We start from the raw sequence: 21,824 nt of genomic DNA on the forward strand, positions 1-21,824 counted from the left end.
AGTCCTGGGAGGACGCCGCCGCATGTACACGCAGGCGCTCAATTCGCCCGAGGAGGGCAGCTTCGCCGAGGACGCTGGACGCGCCTCGCGCTTTCAGGCGCGCATCGATGCCGAAGAGCGCATCGAGCCGAACGATTGGATGCCGGCGGCCTATCGCAAGACGCTGGTCCGGCAGATCTCGCAACACGCCCATTCCGAAATCGTCGGCATGCTGCCCGAGGGCAACTGGATCACGCGCGCGCCGAGCCTGCGCCGCAAGGCGGCGTTGCTCGCCAAGGTCCAGGACGAGTGCGGCCACGGGCTGTATCTCTACGCCGCCGCCGAGACGCTCGGCGCCTCGCGCGAGGAACTGGTCGATGCGATGCTCGCCGGCAAGGCCAAGTACTCCTCGATCTTCAACTACCCGACTCTGACCTGGGCAGACATCGGTGTGATCGGCTGGCTGGTCGACGGCGCCGCGATCATGAACCAGATTCCGTTGTGCCGCTGTTCCTATGGTCCCTATGCGCGCGCGATGATCCGCGTCTGCAAGGAGGAATCGTTCCATCAGCGGCAGGGCTACGAGATCATGCTCACGCTCTGCCGCGGCACGCCCGAGCAGAAGGCGATGGCGCAGGACGCGCTGAACCGCTGGTGGTGGCCGGTGCTGATGATGTTCGGCCCGCCCGACCAGGCCAGCCAGCACAGCGACACCTCGACCAAGTGGAAGATCAAGCGCTTCTCGAACGACGAGCTACGCCAGAAGTTCATCGATGCCACCGTGCCGCAGGCGCAGTATCTCGGGCTCACCATTCCCGATCCCGAGATGACGCAGGACGAGCAGGGCCATTGGGTGCACGGCCCGATCGACTGGAACGAGTTCAAGCAGGTGCTGGCCGGCAACGGCCCGTGCAACCGCGATCGCATGGCCGCGCGCCGCAAGGCGCATGCCGAGGGCGCCTGGGTGCGCGAGGCCGCGACCGCCTACGCCGAGAAGCGCGCGCGGCGCCGGATGGCACAGGCTGCCGAATAGGACAGGGAGATCGAAATGGCGACGCCGAACACGCCGTTGTGGGAAGTCTTCATCCGCAGCCGCAACGGGCTTGCGCACAAGCATTGCGGCTCACTGCACGCGCCGGATGCGACCATGGCACTGCAGGCGGCGCGCGATCTCTACACCCGCCGCGGCGAGGGCCTGTCGATCTGGGTGGTGCCGTCGAGCGCGATCACCGCGTCCGATCCTGCCGACAAGGGCATGATGTTCGAGCCGGCGGAGTCGAAGATCTATCGGCATCCGACGTTCTACGAGGTGCCCGAGGAAGTCGGGCATATGTAAGTGCGGACGGCCGTCAGCCGTCGCTATTGCGAGCGCAGCGAAGCAATCCAGACTGCCGGCTCGGATGAATCCCTGGATTGCTGTGCTCGCAATGGCTGAGTTCGTGGCGGGCCTGATCGGATCACAACCATGACCGCTCCCTCGATCACCGTCTGCGAAACGCCGCTGGTGCTCTACACCTTGCGCCGCGCCGATGATGCGCTGATCCTCGGCCATCGCCTCTCCGAATGGTGCGGCCATGCGCCTGTTCTCGAAGAGGACATGGCGCTGTCCAACATGGCGCTCGACCTGATTGGCCAGGCGCGCGAGCTCTACGGCTACGCCGCCAAGGTCGAGGGTCGCGACAAGGACGAGGACAAGCTCGCCTATCTCCGGGATGTCAGGCAGTATCGCAACCTGCTGCTGGTCGAGCGTCCAAATGGCGACTTCGCGCACACGATGGTGCGGCAGCTGTTCTACGCGGCGTTCGCCGATCTGTATTGGCGCGGCATGATGGGCTCGACCGATGCGACCCTGGCGGCGATCGCGGCCAAGTCGGAGAAGGAATGCGCCTATCATTTGCGCCACGCCAGCGAATGGGTGATCCGGCTCGGTGACGGCACCGACGAAAGCCACGCCCGCGCGCAAGCCGCGATCGATGACCTCTGGCCCTATACCGGCGAGATGTTCAGCGTCGACGAGAGTGAGCGCGGTCTGATCGACGCGGGTATCGCGATCGATCCGACGATGCTGCTGCCGGAATGGCTGTCGAGCGTGTCGCATGTCGCGCGCGAGGCGACCCTGATGCTGCCGGAGAACGAGTGGATGCAGCAGGGCGGCCGCGACGGCCGGCACAGCGAGCATCTCGGCCATCTCCTCTGCGAGCTGCAATACATGCAGCGCAGCTTTCCCGGTGCGACATGGTAGTTGCGGATTTCAGCCCGGCCGAGCTGCGCCAGCGCGCCTGGGACGCCGCGGCATCGGTGGCCGATCCGGAAATCCCGGTGCTGACGATCGACGATCTCGGCGTCCTGCGCGAGGTCGAGGTCGTCGGCGACCGCGTCGAGGTCGCGATCACGCCGACCTATTCCGGCTGTCCGGCGATGAACATGATCGCGCTGGAGATCGAGCTGGCGCTCGAGCGCGCTGGCTTCCGTGAGACCCACGTTCGCACGGTGCTGTCGCCGGCCTGGACCACGGACTGGATGAGCGAGGCTGGGCGGCGCAAGCTGCGGGAGTACGGTATTGCGCCGCCGCAGCCGTCGAGCGGGCGCCGCGCGCTGTTCGGCGTGGCCGAGGTTGCGTGTCCGCAATGCGGATCCGTCGACACCGAGCAACTCGCCGAGTTCGGTTCGACCTCGTGCAAGGCGCTGTGGCGCTGCAGATCGTGCCGCGAGCCGTTCGATTATTTCAAGTGTCACTGATGCAGCAGCCGTCATCGCGAGCGCAGCGACTTTGTCCGCCGAAGCCCGAAGGGCGTAGGCGGAAGCGATCCAGAGTCCCGCGCGCGGCCCTGGATTGCTTCGTCGCTTCGCTCCTCGCAATGACGGGAGGATGAACCCGATGTCGACCACGCCACGCTTCCACCGTCTCGCTATCCGTGACCTGCGCCGCGAGGCGCCCGATGCCGTGTCGCTGACCTTTGCGATTCCGAACGAGCTGGCGGCGGACTATCAGTTCGCGCCGGGGCAATATCTCACGTTGAAGACCACGCTCGGCGGCGAGGAGGTGCGGCGCTCCTATTCGATCTGCTCCGGCCCCGATGATGACGAGATCCGCATCGCGGTGAAGCGCGTCGATGGCGGCGCGTTCTCCAGCTTCGTCACTGACGAACTGAAGCGCGGCGACGAGATTGACGTGATGACGCCAACTGGACGTTTTGGCGTGGCATTGCAGCCGGAGGCCGCGCGCACCCACGTCGGCTTCGCGGCGGGCTCCGGAATCACGCCGATCCTCTCGATCGTGAAGGCCGTGCTGGCGCGGGAGCCGCACAGCCGCTTCTTCCTGTTCTACGGCAACCGCACCACCGCAGGCATGCTGTTCCGCGAACAGCTCGAGGAGCTGAAGGATCGCTTCCTCGACCGCTTCTCGCTGTTCCACGTCATCTCCGGCGAGGAGCAGGATCTGCCGATCCTGCACGGCCGGCTCGATGGCGAGAAGGTGCGCGTGCTGCTGCGCTCGCTGGTGCCGGCCGAGAGCGTCGATCACGTCTTCATCTGTGGCCCCACCGGCATGAGCGAGGATATCGAGGCCGCCTGCCGCGCGCTCGGGATCTCCGACGACCGCGTCCATGTCGAGCGCTTCGTCTCCGGCGCCGGCGGCAAGCCGCGGCCCAAGATGGTCGTTCCGGACTCGGCGCCGCCGAAGGCCATCGCCGCCCTGATCATCGACGGCAAGCGCCGCGAGGTTCCGGTCGCCGACGGCGAAGCCATCCTCGACGCCGCGCTGCGTGCCGGTGTGGACTTGCCCTTCGCCTGCAAGGGCGGCATGTGCTCCACCTGCCGCGCCAAGCTGGTCGAGGGCAAGGCCGAGATGGAGCTGAATTACTCGCTCGAGCCTTGGGAGCTGAAAGCGGGGTTCGTGCTGACGTGTCAGGCCAGGCCGGTGACGGAGCGGGTGGTGGTGGACTACGATCATATGTGAGGTAGTGGCCGCGAAATTTCGACTGCTGATCGAGGCTTATGTGAGCACTCTCGCTCGCTGCACCTCGCCCCGCTTGCGGGGAGAGGTCGGATCGCATCGTTAGATGCAATCCGGGTGAGGGGGACTCTCCGCGAGTTCGGTGCGTGGAGAGTCCCCCTCACCCAACCCTCTCCCCGCAGGCGGGGCGAGGGAGCTCACTGTCATCGGCGCTCAATCTCGATTTCATCTCTGAACGGCTACCCCACCGGCCGCTTGTCCTTGATCCGTTTCGCTTTGCCGGCCGAGCGCTCCAGCGTGTCGGGTGGGACGACTTTCACCTTTGCCGTGAGGCCGATGGTGTTCTTGATGTGGATGGAGATGCGCTCGGCGTGCGCGCCGAGGCCGGTCTCGTCCCAATGCTCGGGGCGCGACTCCGCGTAGATGGTCAGCTCGTCCATGCGGCCCTCGCGCGTCAGCTCCAGCATGAAATGGCCGCCGCACCACTCGGTCGACAGCAGGATCTCCTCGATCTGTGACGGGAACAGGTTGACGCCGCGCAGGATGATCATGTCGTCGGAGCGGCCCGTGACCTTCTCCATCCGTCGCATTCCCGGCCGCGCGGTGCCCGGCAGCAGCCGCGTCAGATCGCGGGTGCGATAGCGGATGACGGGAAAGGCCTCCTTGGTCAACGAGGTGAACACCAGTTCGCCCATCTCGCCGTCGGGCAGCACCTTGCCGGTGTCGGGATCGACGATCTCCGGATAGAAATGATCCTCCCAGATGTGCAGCCCGTCCTTGGTCTCCAGGCATTCCTGCGCCACACCAGGGCCGATCACCTCGGACAGGCCGTAGATGTCGGTGGCGTCCATCGCGAACGCATCCTCGATCTCGGCGCGCATCGCATTGGTCCACGGCTCGGCGCCGAAGATGCCGATCCTGAGCGAGCTCTGCCGCGGATCGAGGCCCTGACGCTTGAACTCGTCGAGGATTGCCAGCATGTAGCTTGGCGTCACGGTGATGATGTCAGGGCGGAAATCATTGATCAGCTGCACCTGCCGCTCGGTCATGCCGCCGGAGATGGGCACCACCGTGCAGCCGAGCTGCTCGGCGCCGTAATGGACGCCGAGGCCGCCGGTGAACAGGCCATAGCCGTAGGCGTTGTGGATGATCATGCCGCTCCGGCCGCCGGCGGCGCGGATCGAGCGGGCCATCACGGCCGACCAGGTCGCGATGTCGTTCCTGGTATAGCCGACCACGATCGGCTTGCCGGTCGTGCCCGAGGAGGCGTGTACCCTTACCAGTTGCTCGCGCGGCACGGCGAACATGTTGAACGGGTAATTGTCGCGCAGGTCGGTCTTCACCGTGAACGGAAACTTGGCGAGGTCGGCGAGCTCGCGGAAGTCGGAGGGATGCACCCCCGCCTTGTCGAAGGCGCGGCGGTAATGGGCGACGTTGTCGTAGGCGTGCTTCAGCGACCAGGCGAGCCGGCTCGTCTGCAGCGCCATGATCTCGTCGCGCGAGGCTCGCTCGGCTGCGTCCATCTCGGGAACGTAGCTGCCGGTCGATTGAAGCTTGGTCGATGTCATGGTCAGGTCCTCCGGCAGGGGCGCGGGGCGATAGGGAAGCGGATCAGCTCGCGGCGGCCGGGACCAGCGTGCCGCCGATGCTGCGGGAATGGCCGCGGAATTCGGCGATCACCGTGTCGCCTGCCGTAACGCGGACATCATAGATGCCTGAGCGCCCGCTGCGGGATACCTCGTGCGCGCGAGCAAGCAGAACGTCGCCGAGCTTGCCGGGGCGGATGAAGCTGATGCTGCCCTGCGCCGCCACGGTGCGGTCGTTGTGCGAGTTGCAGGCAAAGGCGAAGGCGGAATCGGCCAGCGTGAAGATGAAGCCGCCATGGGCGATGCCATGGCCGTTGACCATGTGCGGCTGCACCGTCATCTGCAGCGTGGCGCGTCCGGGGCCGATCTCGACGATGTGCATGCCGAGCCCCTGGCTGGCGCGGTCGTCCTGCCACATGGCGTCGGCGCAGGCGCGGGCGAGAGCGTCGGCGGAAAGTGTCGCCACGCCGCTCACCGTGCGGCCTCCATGCATGCGCAATGCGTCGGCCACCCCTCAGGATGCGCTTCTGAAATCACGGCGTTCTCTCCCGTCGATGCTTGTTGGAACAAGCATTCTCATCTAGTTAGGTGCGACATCGTGGCAAATATTCTGCGCGCGTCAAGCGAAAGCGCTGCCTGCGCAACGCGCGTGTTGTCCGCAACCGGAAGGAATCCCGAACGTGCCCGAAGCCGCCAATCTGGCCATGATGGCCGGTCTCATGATCGGCCTGGTCTATGGCGTGGTGGGGCTGCTCAGCGGCTTCTGCATGATGAGCAGCCTGCGCGGCTGGTGGGCCGACGGCGACCGCCGGCTGGTGCGAACTTACGCCCTGGCGATGGGCATTGCCATCATCGCCACACAGCTGCTCGCGGCCAACGGCGCCGTCGATCTCGGCAAGTCGATCTATCTGCAGCCGACGTTCTCGGTGCCGCTGATGCTCTTGGGCGGTGTTCTGTTCGGCTACGGCATGGTGCTCGCCAACGGTTGCGGTTCGCGCGCGCTGGTGCTGCTCGGCCGCGGCAATCTGCGCTCCCTCGTCGTCGTGACCGTGCTCGCGATCGCGGCGGAGATGACGTTGAAGGGCCTGATCGCGCCGCTGCGCATCGCGCTGATGCAGGGCTCGCAGACCACGGCGACCGCGACGTCGCTGCCGGCTGTGCTGTCGGTCGGTGGCCTGCATGGTGCAGCGGCGCGGCTGCTGCCGGCCCTCGGGCTCGGCGGCGCGCTGATCGTCTTCGCCCTTGCGCATGCGCCATTCCGGCGCGCGCCCGGCCAGATGCTCGCCGGCCTCGTCGTCGGCCTGCTGATCGCGGCCGGCTGGTTCGCGACCGGCACTCTCGGCGCGGACGATTTCAACCCCGTGCCGGTCGCGTCCCTGACCTTCGTCGCGCCGATCGCCGATGCCCTGCAATACATCATGCTGTCGACCGGCTCGACCGCCAATTTCGGCATCGCCACCGTGGCCGGGGTGCTCGCCGGCAGCCTCGTCACCGCGGTGGCGACGCGGCGCTTCAAGCTCGAAGGCTTCCACTCTCCGCATCACATGCTGCGCTCGGTTGGCGGCGCCGCGCTGATGGGCATCGGCGGCGTGATGGCGCTGGGCTGCTCGGTCGGGCAGGGCCTGACAGGGCTGTCGACCCTGGCGCTGCCGTCCTTCGTCGCCGTCGCGGGAATCTTCATCGGCACGGCGGCCGGCCTGCGCGGAGCGTTGCGCGTCAGGCCGCTGAAGAGCGAGCCGCAGGCCGCGCGTTAGTCTCATTGTGTCACGACCACCGTCGTTCCGGGGCAATCGTCGATGCGAAGTCGCGAAGCGGCTGCGCGTCGGCGATTGAACCCGGAATCTCGACATTGCCGGAAATGGACGCAAGACAATCTCGGGATTCCGAGTTCAAGGCCTCACGGCCTTGCCCCGGAATGCGGTGGTTGTGACTCAGTCGAATGAGCTCACTCCGTCGCGCGCGTGACGATACGGATCTCCGACGTCAGCGTCCGGTGCACCGGGCATTTGTCGGCGATCTCCATCAGCTTCCTGCGCTGCTCCTGATCGAGCGCGCCGTCCAGGTGGATCTCGCGGTCGAGCTGATCGATCAGCCCGACCTTGGTCTCGCACTCCGCGCAGTCCTCCGCATGGATCTTGCTGTGGCGCAAGGTGACCGTGATGCGGTCGAGCGGCAGGAATTTGCGGTCGGCATAGAGCCGCATCGTCATCGAGGTGCAGGCGCCGAGCGCCGCGAGCAGGAGGTCGTAGGGGCCCGGGCCGGTGTCCTGGCCGCCGACCGAGAGCGGCTCGTCGGCGGTGAGATGATGCGGGCCGAGCGCGATGGCCTGCTGCAGCTTGCTCGACCGGGTCTCGCGCACGACCACGTCGCGCGGACCATCCTTGGCTGCCGGCTCGGCGGCCGCCGGCGCGACGTAACGGCGGGCCCAGCTCGCGATCACCTCGGCGATGTAGGCTGCGTCCTCCTTCCTGCTGATGAGATGATCAGCGTGATCGAGCGAGATGAAGCTCTTCGGATGCCTAGCGGCGACGAAGATCTTCGTCGCGTTGTCGATGCCGACGGTGTCGTCGACAGGCGAGTGCATCACCAGCAGCGCCTTGTGCAGATGCTTGACCCTGTCGAGCAGGCGCTGCTCGACGACGTCGTCGAGGAACGAGCTGCTGATGCGGAACGGACGGCCCGCGAGCGAGACCTCGGCCGAGCCGTCGCGGCGGATCGCCTCGAGGCTGTCCTTGAATAGCGCGGTGACGTGGCCCGGGTCCGAGGGCGCCGCGATCGTCACCACGGCTTTCGCATCGGGAATGTCGCCGGCGGCGGCCAGCACGGCAGCTCCGCCGAGGCTGTGGCCGATCAGGATCGCCGGCGCCTGTCGGGTCTCGCGCAGATGATTGGCGGCGCGGACGAGGTCGGCGACGTTGGAGGAGAACGTCGTGTTGGCGAAGTCGCCTTCGCTGGAGCCCAGGCCGGTGAAGTCGAACCGCAGCACGGCGATGCCATGGGCCGTCAGCGCCATGGCAATGCGCCGCGCCGCATGCGTGTCCTTGCCGCAGGAGAAGCAATGCGCGAACAGCGCATAGGCCCGCGGCGCGCCATCAGGCAGATCGAGCGCCGCGGAGAGCTTGTCGCCGCCTGCGCCTTCAAACTGGAAACGTTCGGTCGGCATGATGTGGTCTCCATCCGTTGCGTCTTCACCGCCGTGCGAGGCGATGACACGGCATCGTTCCCCGTTGTCATACAACAGATCTGGCCATACGCGCAGACATGGTGGCATACCCTCGCGGCCTGCACGGCCCGAGCTCCGCGGATCTTCCACCCTCTTGAAACAAGAGGGCGCAGGGAAGGTCGGGAGCCTGCCGCCCCCATGGCCCGCCTGCGGAAAAAATGCAGGCGGCAGAACCACAGGTACGGCTGAGGACATCCCGGCCTTCCCTGCGCAATGGTTGGAACGGCTTATACGTGCTCTCTCCGGGGAACGGCTTTCTTGCCCCCGTCATCGCGATGCGCGTCATCCGCACCACGACTTGACGCCAGCACCGCGGCGCCGAGACCACACGATTTCACCGTGCGCACCGGATCGTTCGTCCGCACGGAAGACCATGCTGCGACCCGTCGCGCCCACCGCATCCCGCGCTCCACGTCCGTGACGATCGCGATACGCCCCTCTGCAACGAGGCGGGATGGCGAGGAGTAAATCACGATTTTCAGAAAAACGCAAGGGGAGATTATTTAGGGGGCGAGGCTGGACGTGGGACCACATGATTGACGCCAACACCTTCCGGTCAGACCGAGGGCTGTCGCATTTGACGAACGGAGTTTTGTGCCGCCTGTCTCCAGGTCGTCATGGCCGGGCTTGTCCCGGCCATCCACGCCGTTCGGCATGCTGGGAACGACGTGGATGCCCGGGACGAGCCCGGGCATGACGGAGTAACTGGTGTGATGGTTCGTTACGACGTAGGTCAATATGCGATTGGACTGCGGTCGGCCCGGACCAGCGATCGATCTCACGACCAGGCGCCGATCAGTCTCGCGGAGGCAGGAGCTCGATCTCCTGTTCGCCATGCCGGATCGCGGTCGGCAGGTCCTGCGAGACGAGATCGGTAATCCATCGGACGAGCGCCGGCAGCGCTTCGTCCTTCGCTTGCCGGCGGAGTGGGGGTAAATCCCGCTCGTGCGCGGTGCCGACCTTGATGTTGAGACGCTCGTAAGGAATGTCGCCGTCCGGCGGCCGATATCGTGCATCGAACAGACGCCTGCCGTGGCTGCGAACGAGGTGGATGCGAATGCCGCCGAGATCTCTTGCGGTCAGTGCGGCGAGGATGACGCTCGGCTTGAGAAGGTACCCATAGCCTTTGGGGATCTTGCCGGTTTCTGAGGTGAACTCCATGCTGCATCTCTGGCACGTTCGGATATCGCGGTGACCGCGCTTCGGGTCGGAAGCGATAGCATGCAGTCCGTAGGGTGGGCAAAGCGAAGCGTGCCCACCAATCTTTTCTCATCGGCGGGGCGATGGTGGGCACGACGCGTTCCGCGTCTTTGCCCGCCCTACGGCTCCGCGGGCGTGTCGATACGCGAGCCCGTCAGTCCGAATAGCGCTGCTCGGCCCATGGATCGCCGCGGTTGTGATAGCCTCGCACCTCCCAATAGCCGGGTCTGTCGGCCTCGAGAAACTCGATCGCCTTCAGCCATTTCGCGCTCTTCCAGAAATACAGATGCGGCACGACGACGCGCACGGGGCCGCCATGCTCTCCAGTCAACGGCGCGCCGGACCAGCTATGCGCGAGCAACGCATCCTCGGTCGCGAAGTCTTCGAGCGTCAGGTTCGTCGTGTAGCCGTCATAGGAATGCAGCACGACGAATTCAGCGCTGTCACGCGGCCGGCAGGCGGCGAGCAGGTCACGTGTGGCGAGCCCTTCCCATTGATTGTCGTAGCGCGACCAGGTCGTGACGCAGTGGATGTCGGAGACGAACTGGCGCTGCTCCTGGGCGAGGAAGGCGCGCATGTCCCAGAACAGCGGGTTCTCGACGGCGCCATAGACATCGAGTCGCCAGCGCTCTGATGTGACCGACGGTGTCAGGCCGAGGTCGAGCACCGGCCAGTCGCGGGTCAGATGCTGCCCCGGCGGCAGGCGCTGGTCCTCCGGCCTGATGATGCGGCCGGTCAGGAATTTGCCCTCGCGCGCCCAGCGTTCCTTGCTGCGGGTCAGCTTGCTCTCGGGCGGCAGGCTGGACTCGTCGGCCATCTCGACACCTCGTCAATTCGTGCGGGCTTTTTCGTGCGGGCTCATTCGTGCCGGTGCATCGCGGACGCATGCTTGGTGTCGCGCATGGTCGCATAGATCAGCAGCGACAGGAAGATCACGCCGGTGAGATAATAATAGAACCACGTCTCGTGCCCTATACTCTTGAAGTAGAGGGCGATCGCCGGCGCGGTGCCGCCGAACAGCGATACGGTGATTGCATAGGGCAGGCCGACACCGAGCGCGCGGACATTGGTCGGAAACAGCTCGGCCTTCACCACCGCATTGATCGAGGTGTAGCCCGCCGTGAAGATCCAGGCGCCGCAGATCAGCAGGAAAGCTGTGAACGGCTCCTTGGTGCCCTTCAGTACCGTCAGGATCGGGATCGTCGACAAGGTGCCGGCGACGCCGAAGAAGATCAGCAGCGGCTTGCGACCGATGCGGTCGGAGATCGCGCCATACAGCGGCTGCAGCACGCAGGCGAACAGCAGCGAGCCGAAGATCACCATCGTGGTCTGGTCCTCGGTGAGGCCGACCGAGAGCTTCACGAAGGTCTGCATGTAGGTGGTGAAGGTGTAGAACGCGGCGGTGCCGCCCGCGGTCAGGCCGACCACCAGCAGCAGCTCCCGCGGATATTTGAACAGGGCGGTGATCGAGCCGGAAGGGCCTACGGTCTTCTTGGCCTCCACGAAGGCTTCGGTCTCGTGCAGGTTCCGCCGCATCACCGCGACGAAGATTGCGAGGCCGGCACCGATCGCGAACGGAATGCGCCAGCCCCAGGCTCTCAATTCTTCCGGGGTCAGGAACACCTTCTGCAACAGCAAAAGCACGATGATCGCGGTGAGCTGCCCGCCGATCAGGGTGACATATTGGAAGCTCGAATAGAAGCCGCGATGCTTGGCGTCGGCGACCTCGGAGAGATAGGTGGCGCTGGCGCCATATTCGCCGCCGAGGCTGAGGCCTTCGATCACGCGGGCGAGCGCCAGGATGATCGGCGCGGCGATGCCGATGGTGGCATAGGTCGGTGTCACCGCGATGATCAGCGAGCCGAAGCACATGCAGAGCACCGAGACGGTCAGCGACAGCCGCCGGCCATGGTGATCGGCGAGATAGCCGAACAGCCAGCCGCCGAGCGGGCGCATCAGGAACGTCGCGGCGAACACGACAGCGGCGTTGAGCTGCTCGACCACCGGGTCCTTCGACGGAAAGAAGGCCGGCGCGAAGTACAGCGCGAACGCCGTATAGGCATAGAAATCGTACCACTCGACCAGGTTGCCGGCCGAGCCGATCAGGATCGCCTTGATGCGCCGCTCGACGTCGGTGAATGTGGTAGTGTCCGCGGCAGGCAGCAGCGCCTCGTCTGTCATATCCGGTCTCCGGCAAGCATGATTTGCGGCCCTTCTACGGCAGCTGCCCGGATTGCCAACAGCCGATAACGGACATGGGTCCCCTGTTCAGAGCATGGAACTCGGCGGATGGCGGCCTTGAAGAAAAGCCCCGTTCGTCGGCCATCGCGCCACGAAAGCAAGTCCCGATCCTCATGGTGAGGCGCGCCGCAAGGCGCCTCTCGAACCATGAGGCCGCCGACCAAACTAGCCCTTCGGCGCGCGCGGATCGATCGGGGTCGAGCTGGCCACGCCAAGAACATCTTCCAGCAACTTGGCGCCAGCGAGCAGCTTGGCGTCGGCGCGCGGCGCCGCGATCATTTGCAGGCCGATCGGCAGGCCCGTTTCCGTGAAGCCGCAGGGCAGCGACAGGGCTGGGCAGCAGGCCAGCGTGATCGCATAGACGATGCCGAGCCATTGCACGTAGTTGTCGAACTTCTGCCCGGCGCATTCGGCGACGTAGCGGTTCTCGACCGGGAAGGGGGGCACGATGGTCGCCGGCGCCAGCAGCAGATCATACGTCTCGAAGAACTTCACCGCGCGCGCGGTGATCGCGACGCGCTGCGCCTCGGCGCGCGCGATCTGCGCGACCGTGAGCTTCAGCCCTTCCTCGATGTTCCAGATCACCTCGGGCTTGAGCAGGTCGCGCTTGGTGCGCAGCAGCTCCGCCTTGCTCATCGCGAAGTCGAGCGCGCGCAGCACGTGGAAGCATTCATGCGCCTCGCTGAAATCGGGATGCGCCTCCTCGACGATCACGCCGAGCTCGGCGAAGCGCTGCGCCGCCTTGCGGGTGACGGCAGCGACTTCGGGATCGACGGGCGTGATGCCGAGATCGGGCGAGTAGGCGACGCGGACCGGCTTCTGGCCGGAGCGCGCGCCGGCCAGGAACGACGTCGCAGGCGAGGGCAGCGAGATCGGATCCGCGACGTGCTCGCCGCTCATCGCGTCCAAGAGCAGCGCGAGGTCCGCGACGTTGCGGGCCATCGGGCCCTGGACGGCGAGATTGCGGTCGATGGTCACCGTCGGCGTATTCGCGACGCGGCCGAAGCTCGGGCGCAGGCCGACGATGCCGCAGAAGCTGGCGGGGTTGCGCAGCGAGCCGCCCATGTCCGAGCCGTGCGCCAACCAGGCCATGCCGGTGGCGAGCGCCACCGCGGCGCCGCCGGAGGAGCCGGCCGCCGAGCGGGACGTGTCCCAGGGATTGCGCGTCGCGCCGAACACCTCGTTGAAGGTGTTGGCGCCGGCGCCGAACTCCGGCGTGTTCGACTTGGCGTAGATCACGCCGCCATTGGCTTCGAGATGCTCGACCATGAGATCGGAGCGTTCCGGAATTCGGTCCTTGAAGATCGGCGAGCCCTGGGTGGTGAGCACGCCGGCGACGTCGGTGAGATCCTTGATCGGCACGGGCAGCCCGGCCAGCACGCCGCGCTCGGCAGCCGGCTTCTGCATCAGCGCCTTGGCGTGATCGCGCGCGCGATCGAAGCACAGCGTCGGCAGCGCATTGACCTTGCCGTCGACGGCTGCGATGCGCGCTTCCAGCGCGTCGAGGCAATCCAGCGGCGTGACCTTGCCGGACTTCAACTTGTCGACGACGGCGCAGGCGCTCTCGCGGATCAATCCCTGGTCGGCCAAAGCTTAGTTCTCCTGATGGCAAGCGTCCCGGCGCTTCGCTGTAGATCACGTTTCGGCTGAGGTGGAAAGGTCGCGGCGATCAACCCCACCCTGCGCTGATGCCGCCATCGACGGTATAGATCACGCCGGAGGTGTAGCCGGCACGGTCCGAGGCCAGGAACGCCATCAGGTCGGCGATCTCGCTGACATGCGCGGGACGGCCGAGCGGCAGGCTTTTCTGGAACTCCGTGTAGCGGCTCTCGTCACCGAACAGATCGCGGGCCCGCGTCTTCAACAGGGTGACGTGACGATCGGTGCCGACCGGCCCGGGATTGATGCCGACGACGCGGATGTTGTCGGCGAGGCTCTTGGAGCCGAGCGCGCGGGTGAAGGCCATCAACGCTGCATTGCCGGCGCTGCCGCAGATGTAGTTGGCGTCGAACTTCTCGCCGGCCGCGCCGATGTCGTTGATGATCACGCCGCCGCCGCGCGCCTTCATCTGGGCATAGACCAGCCGGGTCAGGTTGATGAAGCCGAACACCTTGAGGTCCCAGGCATGCCGCCAGGCCGCCTCGTCGATCTTGTCGATCGCGCCGCCCGGAATATCGCCGGCATTGTTGACGAGAATGTCGATCTCGGACGCCTCCTGCGCCAGCCGCGCGACGTCTTCGGATTTCCGCAGGTCCACCACATGCGCGGCTGCATCGATCTGGTGCTTCGATCGGAGCTGCTCGACCAGGGCGGAAAGGCGGTCGCCGCTGCGCGCAGCGAGCCGGACGTGGCAGCCTTCCTCGGCAAAGGCTTCGGCCGCCCCGGCGCCGATTCCCTTGGACGCGCCGGTGATGAGAACGCGCTTGCCGCGCAGATGAAGGTCCATGGAGGCTCTCGCTGAGGGGAGGGAGACCGGATTGTCGGGGGCGTCAGCCATGCGGTCAATCTTGCACCGCAGCGTTGCGCTGGGCCGTCGTTTGGTCCATTCAGGCGTCGACGATTTCAGCCGGGACAGTCCGGCAGCACCATCTGAGGATCCGCTCGATGAGCAAGAAGCCCTATCGCATCGCAGTCATTCCCGGCGACGGCATCGGCAAGGAGGTCATGCCCGAGGGCATTCGCGTGATCGAGGCCGCCGCCAAGAAGCATGGCGTCGCCGTGCAGTTCGACCATTTCGACTTCTCGAGCTACGACTACTACGAGAAGCACGGCCAGATGATGCCGGACGATTGGAAGGCGCAGATTGGCGGCCATGACGCGATCTATTTCGGCGCCGTCGGCTGGCCGGCCAAGATCGCGGACCACGTCTCGCTGTGGGGCTCGCTGATCAAGTTCCGCCGCGAGTTCGATCAGTACGTGAATCTCAGGCCCGTGCGCCTGATGCCCGGCGTGCCGTCGCCGCTGGCTGGCCGCAAGCCCGGCGATATCGATTTCTGGGTGGTGCGCGAGAACACCGAGGGCGAGTATTCCTCGGTCGGCGGCCGCATGTTTCCGGACACCGACCGCGAGTTCGTGACGCAGCAGACGGTGATGACCCGCACCGGCGTCGACCGCATCCTGAAGTTCGCCTTCGAGCTTGCACAGTCCAGGCCGAAGAAGCATCTGACCTCGGCGACCAAGTCCAACGGCATCTCGATCACGATGCCGTATTGGGACGAGCGCGTCGAGGCGATGGCGAAGAACTATCCGAGCGTGAAGTGGGACAAGTACCACATCGACATCCTCACCGCGAACTTCGTGCTGCACCCGGACTGGTTCGACGTCGTCGTCGGCTCCAACCTGTTCGGCGACATCCTGTCCGATCTCGGCCCGGCCTGCACCGGCACCATCGGCATCGCGCCGTCGGGCAACATCAATCCCGAGCGCCGTTTCCCGTCGGTGTTCGAGCCGGTGCACGGCTCGGCGCCCGATATCGCGGGGCAGGGGATCGCCAATCCGATCGGCATGATCTGGTCGGGCGCGATGATGCTGGAGCATCTCGGCGAGAAGACCGCGGCGCAGTCGATCGTCGGCGCGATCGAGCGTACGCTCGCCGAGCGCACCTTGCGCACGCGCGATCTCGGCGGCAATGCCGACACGGTGGCGTGCGGCAAGGCGGTCGCGGAGATGGTGGACTAGGAACGCTGTTTGTTGTCGCCCCCGGCGAACGCCGGGTTGCATAGCCACGGTTCGTAAGGCGGATTAGCGGAGCGTAACCCGCCTTACTAATCGTTGCTGGACGACGGCGGATTACGCTGCGCTAATCCGCCCTACGCGATTGCCACCGTCCGCTCTCGATCAATCACGCGGTATGATCCCGGCATTCGCCGGGACGACAGTGGTAGTTTAGGCGACAGCTCGACCAACAACCTCACTGCGAGGAGCGCAGCGACGAAGCAATCAGGGTCGCCGCGGGACTCTGGATTGCTTCGCTGCGCTCGCAATGACGGAGGAGAGAGCGTTTACTCTGCCGCCACCCGCCGGCAGTGCTCCCACGCGGCGTGGATCAGGTTTTCGCTCGCCTCCGGGGTGCGGAAGGCCGAGTGCGCGGACAGCGTCACGTTCGGGATCGTGGTCAGCACGTGACCGGCGGGCAGCGGCTCGGTGTTGAAGACGTCGAGGCCGGCGTGGCGGATGTGGCCGGAACGCAGGGCGTCGATCATCGCGGCCTCGTCGATGATGGCGGCGCGGGCGGTGTTCACGAAGATCACGCCCTTGCGCATCTGCGCGATGCGCTCGCGCGACAGGAAGCCGCGGGTCTCGTCGTTGAGCAGGAGGTGCAGCGAGACGACATGGCTCTGCTGCAGCAGCGTGTCGAGGTTGACGAAGTCGACGCCCGGATGGCTCTTCGGCGAGCGGTTCCAGGCGATCACCTTCATGCCGCTGCCCGACGCGATGCGCGCGACCTCGGCGGCGATGCCGCCGAAGCCGATCAGGCCGAGCGTCTTGCCGGTCAGCTGCATGCCGTCGTCGCGCAGCCAGTTGCCGGCGCGCATCTCGCGGTCCATCTGCGCGATGCCGCGCGCCGAGGCCCACATCAGCGCAATGGCGGCTTCGGCAACCGCCGTGTCGCCATAGCCCTTGATCAAATGCACGGTGATGCCGAGCTGGCTAAGCTCCTCGGGGTTCATATAGCTGCGCGCGCCGGTGCCGAGAAAGACGACGTGCTTGAGGCCCTTGCACTGCTTCGCGACCTCGGTGGGCAGGGCGGTGTGATCGACCACGCCGATCTCGGCGCCGTCGAGGATCGTGGGCCAGTCCTCCGGCTTGATGTCCGGATCGAGATGCACGCGCATCTCGGGATCGCCCGATTTGCGCTGCCGCTCGAAGATCTCGGCCAGCGAGTCGTTGGCGTCGATGAATACTCCGCGCACGGATACCTCCTAGTTGTCCTGCCTGGCTAGTGCGGCAACAGAGGCGAACTCCCTCCCCCCTTGTGGGGGAGGGTTGGGGAGGGGGTAGCCCCGGGCGACACCGCCGTTGTGGACCCCCACCCCCGACCCCTCCCCGCAAGGGGGAGGGGAGCCCAGCGTGCCCGCGCTATTCAGGCTTATGATTGATCATTGATATTGGAGTAGATTGAAGCAGTAGATCACGACGCCACGCCCGCCAGCGATAGCACGGTGTGCAACAGCACGTTGGCGCCGGCGGCGCAGTCGGATTGGGTGGCATCCTCGAGCTCGTTGTGGCTGATGCCGTCCTTGCAGGGCACGAACACCATGGCGGCCGGCATGATCGTGTTCAGATTGCAGGCGTCGTGGCCCGCTCCCGACGTGATGCGCCGGTGCGAATAGCCGAGCGTGCCGGCGGCGCGCTCGACGGCATCGACCAGCTTCGGATCGAAATGCGTCGGCGGCTTGCGCCAGACCTGGTCGATCGCGATCTCGACGCGGCGCTTCTTCGCAATTTCACCCGCGGCCGCGCGCAGGCTGGCATCGAGTGCGTCCAGCGTATCGGCATTGGCGCTGCGGCAATCGATGGTGAAGGCGATCTCGCCGGGGATCACGTTGCGCGAGGGATTGGCGATGACGGCCTCGCCGATGGTCGCGACCGCGTTCGGCCCGAGCTTGATCGCGATCTGCTCCAGGGTCAGCGCAAACTCCGACAGCGCCAGCAGCGCGTCGCGGCGCAGCGGCATCGGCGTCGAGCCGGCATGGCTCTCGAAGCCCGTGACCTTGCCGTCGTACCAGAACACGCCCTGGCCGTGGTCGACCACGCCGATGGTCTTGTTCTCGGCCTCCAGGATCGGACCCTGCTCGATGTGCAGCTCGACGAAACCGGAGAATTTCTGCGTGCCGACGGCCGTCGCGCCGCGATAGCCGATCTCGTCCAGCGCCGCGCCCACGGTCATGCCTGCGGCATCTGTCCGCGACAAAATGTCCTCAACCGTGAAGTCGCCGACATAGGCAGCCGAGGCCATCATGGCCGGCGCGAAGCGCGAGCCTTCCTCATTGGTCCAGTTGACGATGCACAGCGGCGCGTCGGTCTCGATGCCGGCGTCGTTGAGGGTGCGGATCACCTCCAGCGCGCCGAGCGTGCCCAGAATGCCGTCGAACTTGCCGCCCGTGGGCTGGGTGTCGAGATGCGAGCCGAGCCCGACCGGCGGCTTCGCCATGTCGCGCCCCTTGCGAAGTGCAAACATCGAGCCGAGCGTGTCGACGCGCACTTCGAGCCCGGCATCCTCGCAGGCTTTCCGGAACCAGTCGCGGACCTGCTTGTCCTCCTGGCTCAGGGTCAGCCGCCGCACGCCGCCCTTCGGCGTGGCGCCGAACCTGGCGGTCTCGTGGATGCTGTCCCAGAGGCGGGCGGAATCGATCTGCAGATTGGTGACGGCGCGGCTCATGCTTGAATTCCCTGTACTCCGGCATCCTGTCCATCGCGCGCCGCGACGAGCCCGTCAACCGATGCAGAGGGATGGCTGGCCGTCTGCGCCGTCCGGACTGCGAGCTCGGCGACGCGCTCGATCGCGATCATCTCGGGCGACGACAGCCAGCTCGCGGTGAAGGTCAGCGGTGGAATCCTCAGGTCCGTCTTCAACTCCTGCAGGCGGCCGCTCTCGATCTCGTTGGCGACGATCGCGGCCGGAATGACGGCGACGCCGAGCCCCTCGACCGCCATGTGGATCACGGTCGCCAGCGAGGCGCTGGCGTGCAGCCGCATCGGCGGCAGATGCGGGCGGTTGAACAGCGAACGCACATTGTCATAGGGCTGGGTGTTGCGCGGAAAGGTGATGATCGGAAACCGCGCCATCTGCTCGGCGGTGACCACGCCCGTGCCGAAGCCGAGGGCAGGGCTGGCGAGGAAGCTGATCGGATAGTCGCACAGCACGCGGCTGCGGATGCCGGACTCGGAGGGCGCGCCCAGCGCGAAGGCGAGCTCGATCTCCTGCGCCAGCAGGCGCGCGTGCAGATGGGGCGTGACGTCGACCTCGATCTCCAGCGACAGATTCGGATAGCTCTCGTTGACGCTCTTGATCAGCCGCGGCAGCCAGTCGTGCACGATGGTCTCGGCGACGCCGAGCCGGAGCACGCCGCGCATCGCCGAGCGGTCGCCGACCTCGGCCAGCATCTCCGCGCGCAGGCCGATCAGCTTCTCGGCATAGACCAGCATCTGCCGGCCGCTCGCGGTCGGGGACGCCACGCGATGATCACGGTTGAGTAGCTTGACGCCGAGCTCGCGCTCGAGCTGGGCGATGCGCTGGGAGATGGCGGGCTGGGTCGTATTGAGGCGCTGCGCCGCGCCGCGGAAGCTGCCAAGCTTCACGACCCAGAGGAAGGTCTCGATGGAACGGAAATCCAGCATCGCGCCCCGCTCGGATCAATTCGTCTTATCGATCCTGATTAAAAACGAAGATTAGACTTTATAGCATGGCTGATGTTCAGTGAGTTTGTCGAGATATTAGGCAAGTGGCACAAATGACTGTTTCTGCGGCAGTGCAGCAATCAGCCGGCGAGACGGATCTTCTCCCGAGCCATCGGGCCCGCCTGGATTATCGCGCGGGCAGGGGCTGGAGCACGGCGGGCGTCGCCAACGGCTTCGTCCAGGGCAATCTGGCTGTTATCCCCGAGCAGTACGCCGGCGCCTTCCACCGCTTCTGCCAGCTCAACCCGAAGCCGTGCCCGATCATCGGCATGTCCGATCCGGGCAATCCTTTCATTCCGGCGCTCGGCGCCGATCTCGACATCCGCACCGACGTGCCGCGCTATCGCGTCTGGCGCGATGGCGAGATGGTCGAGGAGCCGACCGATCTCATGGCGCATTGGCGCGACGACCTCGTCGCCTTCGTGCTCGGCTGCTCGTTTTCCTTCGAGGAGGCGCTGATGGCCGACGGCCTGCCGATCCGCCACATCGAGCAGGGCTGCCGCGTGCCGATGTATCGCACCAACATCGCCTGCACGCCGTCGGGGCCGTTCGCGGGGCCGATGGTGGTGTCGATGCGTCCGTTCAAGCCGGCGCAGGCGATCCGCGCGGTGCAGATCACGACGCGCTTTCCCGCCGTGCACGGCGCGCCGGTGCATCTCGGCCATCCCGACCAGATCGGCATCGCCGACATCAGCAAGCCGGACTACGGTGACCCGGTGCCGGTTGGCGCCGACGAAATTCCCGTCTTCTGGGCCTGCGGGGTGACGCCGCAGGCGGTCATCGCTGCGGCCAGGCTGCCCTTCGCCATCACCCACGCACCGGGCCTGATGCTGATCACCGATCTCAGGAACAAGGATCTCGCCGTCCTCTAATCAGGCAGCCATGCTGCTCATTGAGCCTTTACCGTCGACCTCAACCGCTTCATCGATGCGCTTTCATCAGAGGATCTTGCCATGACCATCACGCGCCGAAACGTCCTGCTTGGAGCCACCGCCGCCGCTGCGCTCGGTCCGATCGCCGCCCGCGCCCAGACGTCGGAAGTGAAGATCGGCGTCATCTATCCGTTCTCCGGCGCCAGCGCCCAGATCGGCGTCGACGCGCAGCGGGCGTTCGAGACGGCGGCCGAGATCATCAACGGCAAGTTCGACTACGACCTGCCGCTGGCCCGTACCGAGGGTCTGCCGGGCCTCGGCGGCGCCAAGATCAAGCTGGTGTTTGCCGACCACCAGGCCGACCCGCAGAAGGGCCGCGCGGAGGCCGAGCGCCTGATCACCCAGGAGAAGGTCGCAGCCGTCATCGGCTCCTATCAGAGCGCCGTCGCGGTGACGGCGAGCCAGATCTGCGAGCGTTACCAGATTCCGTATCTGTCGGCCGACAATTCCTCGCCGAGCCTGCATCGCCGCGGCCTGAAGTATTATTTCCGCGCCGCCCCGCATGACGAGATGTTTTCGCAGGCGATGTTCGACTTCTTCGACGCGATGAAGAAGAAGGGCACCAAGATCGACACGCTAGCCCTGTTCCACGAGGACACCATCTTCGGCACCGATTCGAGCAATGCCCAGCTCAAGCTCGCCAACGAGCGCGGCTACAAGATCGTCGCCGACATCAAGTACCGCGCCAACTCGCCGTCGCTGTCGGCCGAGGTGCAGCAGCTCAAGGCCGCCAATGCCGACGTGCTGATGCCGTCGAGCTACACCACGGACGGCATCCTGCTGGTCAAGACCATGGCCGAGCTCGGCTACAAGCCGAATGCGATCGTGGCGCAGGACGCCGGCTTCTCCGAGAAGGCGCTGTATGACGCGGTCGGCGACAAGCTCGAAGGCGTGATCTCGCGCGGCTCGTTCTCGCTCGACCTCGCTGCCAAGCGGCCGATGGTCGGCAAGATCAACGACATGTTCAAGGCCAAGTCGGGCAAGGACTTCAACGACTACTCGTCGCGCCAGTTCATGGGCCTGATCGTGATGGCCGACGCCATCAACCGCGCCAAGTCCACCGACGGCGAGAAGATCCGCGACGCGCTGGCCGCGACCGACATGCCGGGCGAGCAGACCATCATGCCGTGGAAGCGGGTGAAGTTCGACGAGAACGGCCAGAACAACGACGCCGATCCGGTGCTGCTGCAATATGTCGGCGGCAAGTTCGTCACCATCTTCCCGACCCAGGCCGCGGTGGCCCAAGCCACCTGGCCGATGAAGTAAGCGTCTTCGGCCCGAGGGGCGGGGAGACCATGGCGGAGCAT

20 protein-coding genes are annotated in these 21,824 nt (G+C 66.0%); 9 read left to right on the plus strand and 11 right to left on the minus strand.

Annotation, left to right across the window (positions count from 1 at the left end; all coding sequences use genetic code 11):
- Positions 1–22 precede the first annotated feature (22 nt).
- From paaA to paaE, 5 genes are all read left to right on the plus strand, one after another.
- Positions 23–1,012: a 1,2-phenylacetyl-CoA epoxidase subunit PaaA gene (gene paaA / locus QX041_RS01865; RefSeq protein ID WP_315715768.1), complete on the plus strand. Its 990-nt coding sequence runs from the start codon at positions 23–25 to the stop codon at positions 1,010–1,012.
- A gap of 15 nt (positions 1,013–1,027) precedes the next feature.
- Positions 1,028–1,315 (plus strand): 1,2-phenylacetyl-CoA epoxidase subunit PaaB, encoded by a 288-nt coding sequence (paaB, locus tag QX041_RS01870; protein WP_009025702.1) that lies wholly within the window; start codon positions 1,028–1,030, stop codon positions 1,313–1,315.
- A gap of 129 nt (positions 1,316–1,444) precedes the next feature.
- A complete protein-coding gene (gene paaC, locus QX041_RS01875) occupies positions 1,445–2,221 on the plus strand; it encodes a 1,2-phenylacetyl-CoA epoxidase subunit PaaC (protein WP_316164349.1) in 777 nt (258 codons plus the stop codon).
- Positions 2,215–2,718, plus strand: coding sequence for a 1,2-phenylacetyl-CoA epoxidase subunit PaaD (paaD, locus tag QX041_RS01880; protein ID WP_316164350.1), 504 nt, complete (start codon positions 2,215–2,217; stop codon positions 2,716–2,718). The genes paaC and paaD overlap by 7 nt, the downstream gene beginning before the upstream one ends.
- A gap of 139 nt (positions 2,719–2,857) precedes the next feature.
- Positions 2,858–3,937, plus strand: a complete 1,080-nt coding sequence (gene paaE, locus QX041_RS01885; protein ID WP_316164351.1) for a 1,2-phenylacetyl-CoA epoxidase subunit PaaE — start codon at positions 2,858–2,860, stop codon at positions 3,935–3,937.
- 236 nt (positions 3,938–4,173) lie between these two features.
- On the opposite strand, the gene paaK is transcribed toward paaE, so the two are convergent.
- Positions 4,174–5,502 carry a phenylacetate--CoA ligase PaaK gene (gene paaK, locus QX041_RS01890; protein WP_315757796.1) on the minus strand — a complete coding sequence of 443 codons (1,329 nt, stop codon included), beginning with the start codon at positions 5,500–5,502 and terminating at the stop codon, positions 4,174–4,176.
- A gap of 43 nt (positions 5,503–5,545) precedes the next feature.
- A complete protein-coding gene (paaI, locus tag QX041_RS01895; protein ID WP_315754681.1) occupies positions 5,546–5,995 on the minus strand; it encodes a hydroxyphenylacetyl-CoA thioesterase PaaI in 450 nt (149 codons plus the stop codon).
- 232 nt (positions 5,996–6,227) lie between these two features.
- Between paaI and QX041_RS01900 the strand changes: the two genes are divergently transcribed.
- Positions 6,228–7,274: a YeeE/YedE family protein gene (locus tag QX041_RS01900; protein ID WP_316164830.1), complete on the plus strand. Its 1,047-nt coding sequence runs from the start codon at positions 6,228–6,230 to the stop codon at positions 7,272–7,274.
- Positions 7,275–7,465: 191 nt separating this feature from the next.
- Here the strand turns inward: QX041_RS01900 and QX041_RS01905 are convergent, their stop codons facing one another.
- The 6 genes from QX041_RS01905 to QX041_RS01930 form a co-directional block, all read right to left on the minus strand.
- Entirely contained in the window at positions 7,466–8,683 is a 1,218-nt protein-coding gene (locus QX041_RS01905; RefSeq protein ID WP_316164352.1) for a bifunctional alpha/beta hydrolase/OsmC family protein, read from the minus strand.
- 855 nt (positions 8,684–9,538) lie between these two features.
- Positions 9,539–9,904, minus strand: coding sequence for a hypothetical protein (locus tag QX041_RS01910; protein ID WP_315754677.1), 366 nt, complete (start codon positions 9,902–9,904; stop codon positions 9,539–9,541).
- Positions 9,905–10,097: 193 nt separating this feature from the next.
- Entirely contained in the window at positions 10,098–10,760 is a 663-nt protein-coding gene (locus QX041_RS01915; protein ID WP_315715778.1) for a sulfite oxidase-like oxidoreductase, read from the minus strand.
- A 41-nt stretch (positions 10,761–10,801) separates the two neighbouring features.
- A complete protein-coding gene (locus QX041_RS01920) occupies positions 10,802–12,124 on the minus strand; it encodes an MFS transporter (protein ID WP_315826380.1) in 1,323 nt (440 codons plus the stop codon).
- A 225-nt stretch (positions 12,125–12,349) separates the two neighbouring features.
- Positions 12,350–13,774 carry an amidase gene (locus QX041_RS01925; RefSeq protein ID WP_316164353.1) on the minus strand — a complete coding sequence of 475 codons (1,425 nt, stop codon included), beginning with the start codon at positions 13,772–13,774 and terminating at the stop codon, positions 12,350–12,352.
- A gap of 79 nt (positions 13,775–13,853) precedes the next feature.
- Positions 13,854–14,630, minus strand: a complete 777-nt coding sequence (locus tag QX041_RS01930) for an SDR family oxidoreductase (RefSeq protein ID WP_316164354.1) — start codon at positions 14,628–14,630, stop codon at positions 13,854–13,856.
- A 158-nt stretch (positions 14,631–14,788) separates the two neighbouring features.
- On the opposite strand from QX041_RS01930, the gene QX041_RS01935 reads away from it, so the two are divergent.
- Positions 14,789–15,862: a tartrate dehydrogenase gene (locus QX041_RS01935; protein ID WP_316164355.1), complete on the plus strand. Its 1,074-nt coding sequence runs from the start codon at positions 14,789–14,791 to the stop codon at positions 15,860–15,862.
- Between the two features lie 323 nt (positions 15,863–16,185).
- Here the strand turns inward: QX041_RS01935 and QX041_RS01940 are convergent, their stop codons facing one another.
- From QX041_RS01940 to QX041_RS01950, 3 genes are all read right to left on the minus strand, one after another.
- Positions 16,186–17,097, minus strand: a complete 912-nt coding sequence (locus tag QX041_RS01940; RefSeq protein ID WP_316164356.1) for an NAD(P)-dependent oxidoreductase — start codon at positions 17,095–17,097, stop codon at positions 16,186–16,188.
- Between the two features lie 218 nt (positions 17,098–17,315).
- Positions 17,316–18,566, minus strand: coding sequence for a Zn-dependent hydrolase (locus QX041_RS01945; protein ID WP_315749150.1), 1,251 nt, complete (start codon positions 18,564–18,566; stop codon positions 17,316–17,318).
- Complete coding sequence (locus QX041_RS01950) at positions 18,563–19,525, minus strand: LysR family transcriptional regulator (protein WP_315715785.1); 963 nt, start codon at positions 19,523–19,525, stop codon at positions 18,563–18,565. Before QX041_RS01950 ends, QX041_RS01945 begins: the two co-directional genes overlap by 4 nt.
- A gap of 113 nt (positions 19,526–19,638) precedes the next feature.
- On the opposite strand from QX041_RS01950, the gene QX041_RS01955 reads away from it, so the two are divergent.
- Both QX041_RS01955 and QX041_RS01960 read left to right on the plus strand, forming a co-directional pair.
- Positions 19,639–20,457 carry a putative hydro-lyase gene (locus QX041_RS01955; RefSeq protein ID WP_315749151.1) on the plus strand — a complete coding sequence of 273 codons (819 nt, stop codon included), beginning with the start codon at positions 19,639–19,641 and terminating at the stop codon, positions 20,455–20,457.
- 81 nt (positions 20,458–20,538) lie between these two features.
- Positions 20,539–21,783: an ABC transporter substrate-binding protein gene (locus QX041_RS01960; RefSeq protein WP_315715787.1), complete on the plus strand. Its 1,245-nt coding sequence runs from the start codon at positions 20,539–20,541 to the stop codon at positions 21,781–21,783.
- Positions 21,784–21,824 lie beyond the last annotated feature (41 nt).

Origin of the sequence: Bradyrhizobium sp. SZCCHNRI2009 (assembly GCF_032485115.1) — a bacterium.
GTDB lineage: Bacteria > Pseudomonadota > Alphaproteobacteria > Rhizobiales > Xanthobacteraceae > Bradyrhizobium.

Excerpts from the sequence above, each read along its gene's own strand:
- QX041_RS01910 (WP_315754677.1), bottom strand. The coding sequence starts at position 9,904 with ATGGAGTTCACCTCAGAAACCGGCAAGATCCCCAAAGGCTATGGGTAC.
- QX041_RS01920 (WP_315826380.1), bottom strand. The coding sequence starts at position 12,124 with ATGACAGACGAGGCGCTGCTGCCTGCCGCGGACACTACCACATTCACC.
- paaC (WP_316164349.1), top strand. The coding sequence starts at position 1,445 with ATGACCGCTCCCTCGATCACCGTCTGCGAAACGCCGCTGGTGCTCTAC.
- paaK (WP_315757796.1), bottom strand. The coding sequence starts at position 5,502 with ATGACATCGACCAAGCTTCAATCGACCGGCAGCTACGTTCCCGAGATG.
- paaA (WP_315715768.1), top strand. The coding sequence starts at position 23 with ATGTACACGCAGGCGCTCAATTCGCCCGAGGAGGGCAGCTTCGCCGAG.
- QX041_RS01915 (WP_315715778.1), bottom strand. The coding sequence starts at position 10,760 with ATGGCCGACGAGTCCAGCCTGCCGCCCGAGAGCAAGCTGACCCGCAGC.
- paaD (WP_316164350.1), top strand. The coding sequence starts at position 2,215 with ATGGTAGTTGCGGATTTCAGCCCGGCCGAGCTGCGCCAGCGCGCCTGG.
- QX041_RS01935 (WP_316164355.1), top strand. The coding sequence starts at position 14,789 with ATGAGCAAGAAGCCCTATCGCATCGCAGTCATTCCCGGCGACGGCATC.
- QX041_RS01900 (WP_316164830.1), top strand. The coding sequence starts at position 6,228 with ATGGCCGGTCTCATGATCGGCCTGGTCTATGGCGTGGTGGGGCTGCTC.
- QX041_RS01960 (WP_315715787.1), top strand. The coding sequence starts at position 20,539 with ATGACCATCACGCGCCGAAACGTCCTGCTTGGAGCCACCGCCGCCGCT.
- QX041_RS01945 (WP_315749150.1), bottom strand. The coding sequence starts at position 18,566 with ATGAGCCGCGCCGTCACCAATCTGCAGATCGATTCCGCCCGCCTCTGG.
- paaE (WP_316164351.1), top strand. The coding sequence starts at position 2,858 with ATGTCGACCACGCCACGCTTCCACCGTCTCGCTATCCGTGACCTGCGC.
- QX041_RS01930 (WP_316164354.1), bottom strand. The coding sequence starts at position 14,630 with ATGGACCTTCATCTGCGCGGCAAGCGCGTTCTCATCACCGGCGCGTCC.
- QX041_RS01950 (WP_315715785.1), bottom strand. The coding sequence starts at position 19,525 with ATGCTGGATTTCCGTTCCATCGAGACCTTCCTCTGGGTCGTGAAGCTT.
- paaB (WP_009025702.1), top strand. The coding sequence starts at position 1,028 with ATGGCGACGCCGAACACGCCGTTGTGGGAAGTCTTCATCCGCAGCCGC.
- QX041_RS01905 (WP_316164352.1), bottom strand. The coding sequence starts at position 8,683 with ATGCCGACCGAACGTTTCCAGTTTGAAGGCGCAGGCGGCGACAAGCTC.
- QX041_RS01955 (WP_315749151.1), top strand. The coding sequence starts at position 19,639 with ATGACTGTTTCTGCGGCAGTGCAGCAATCAGCCGGCGAGACGGATCTT.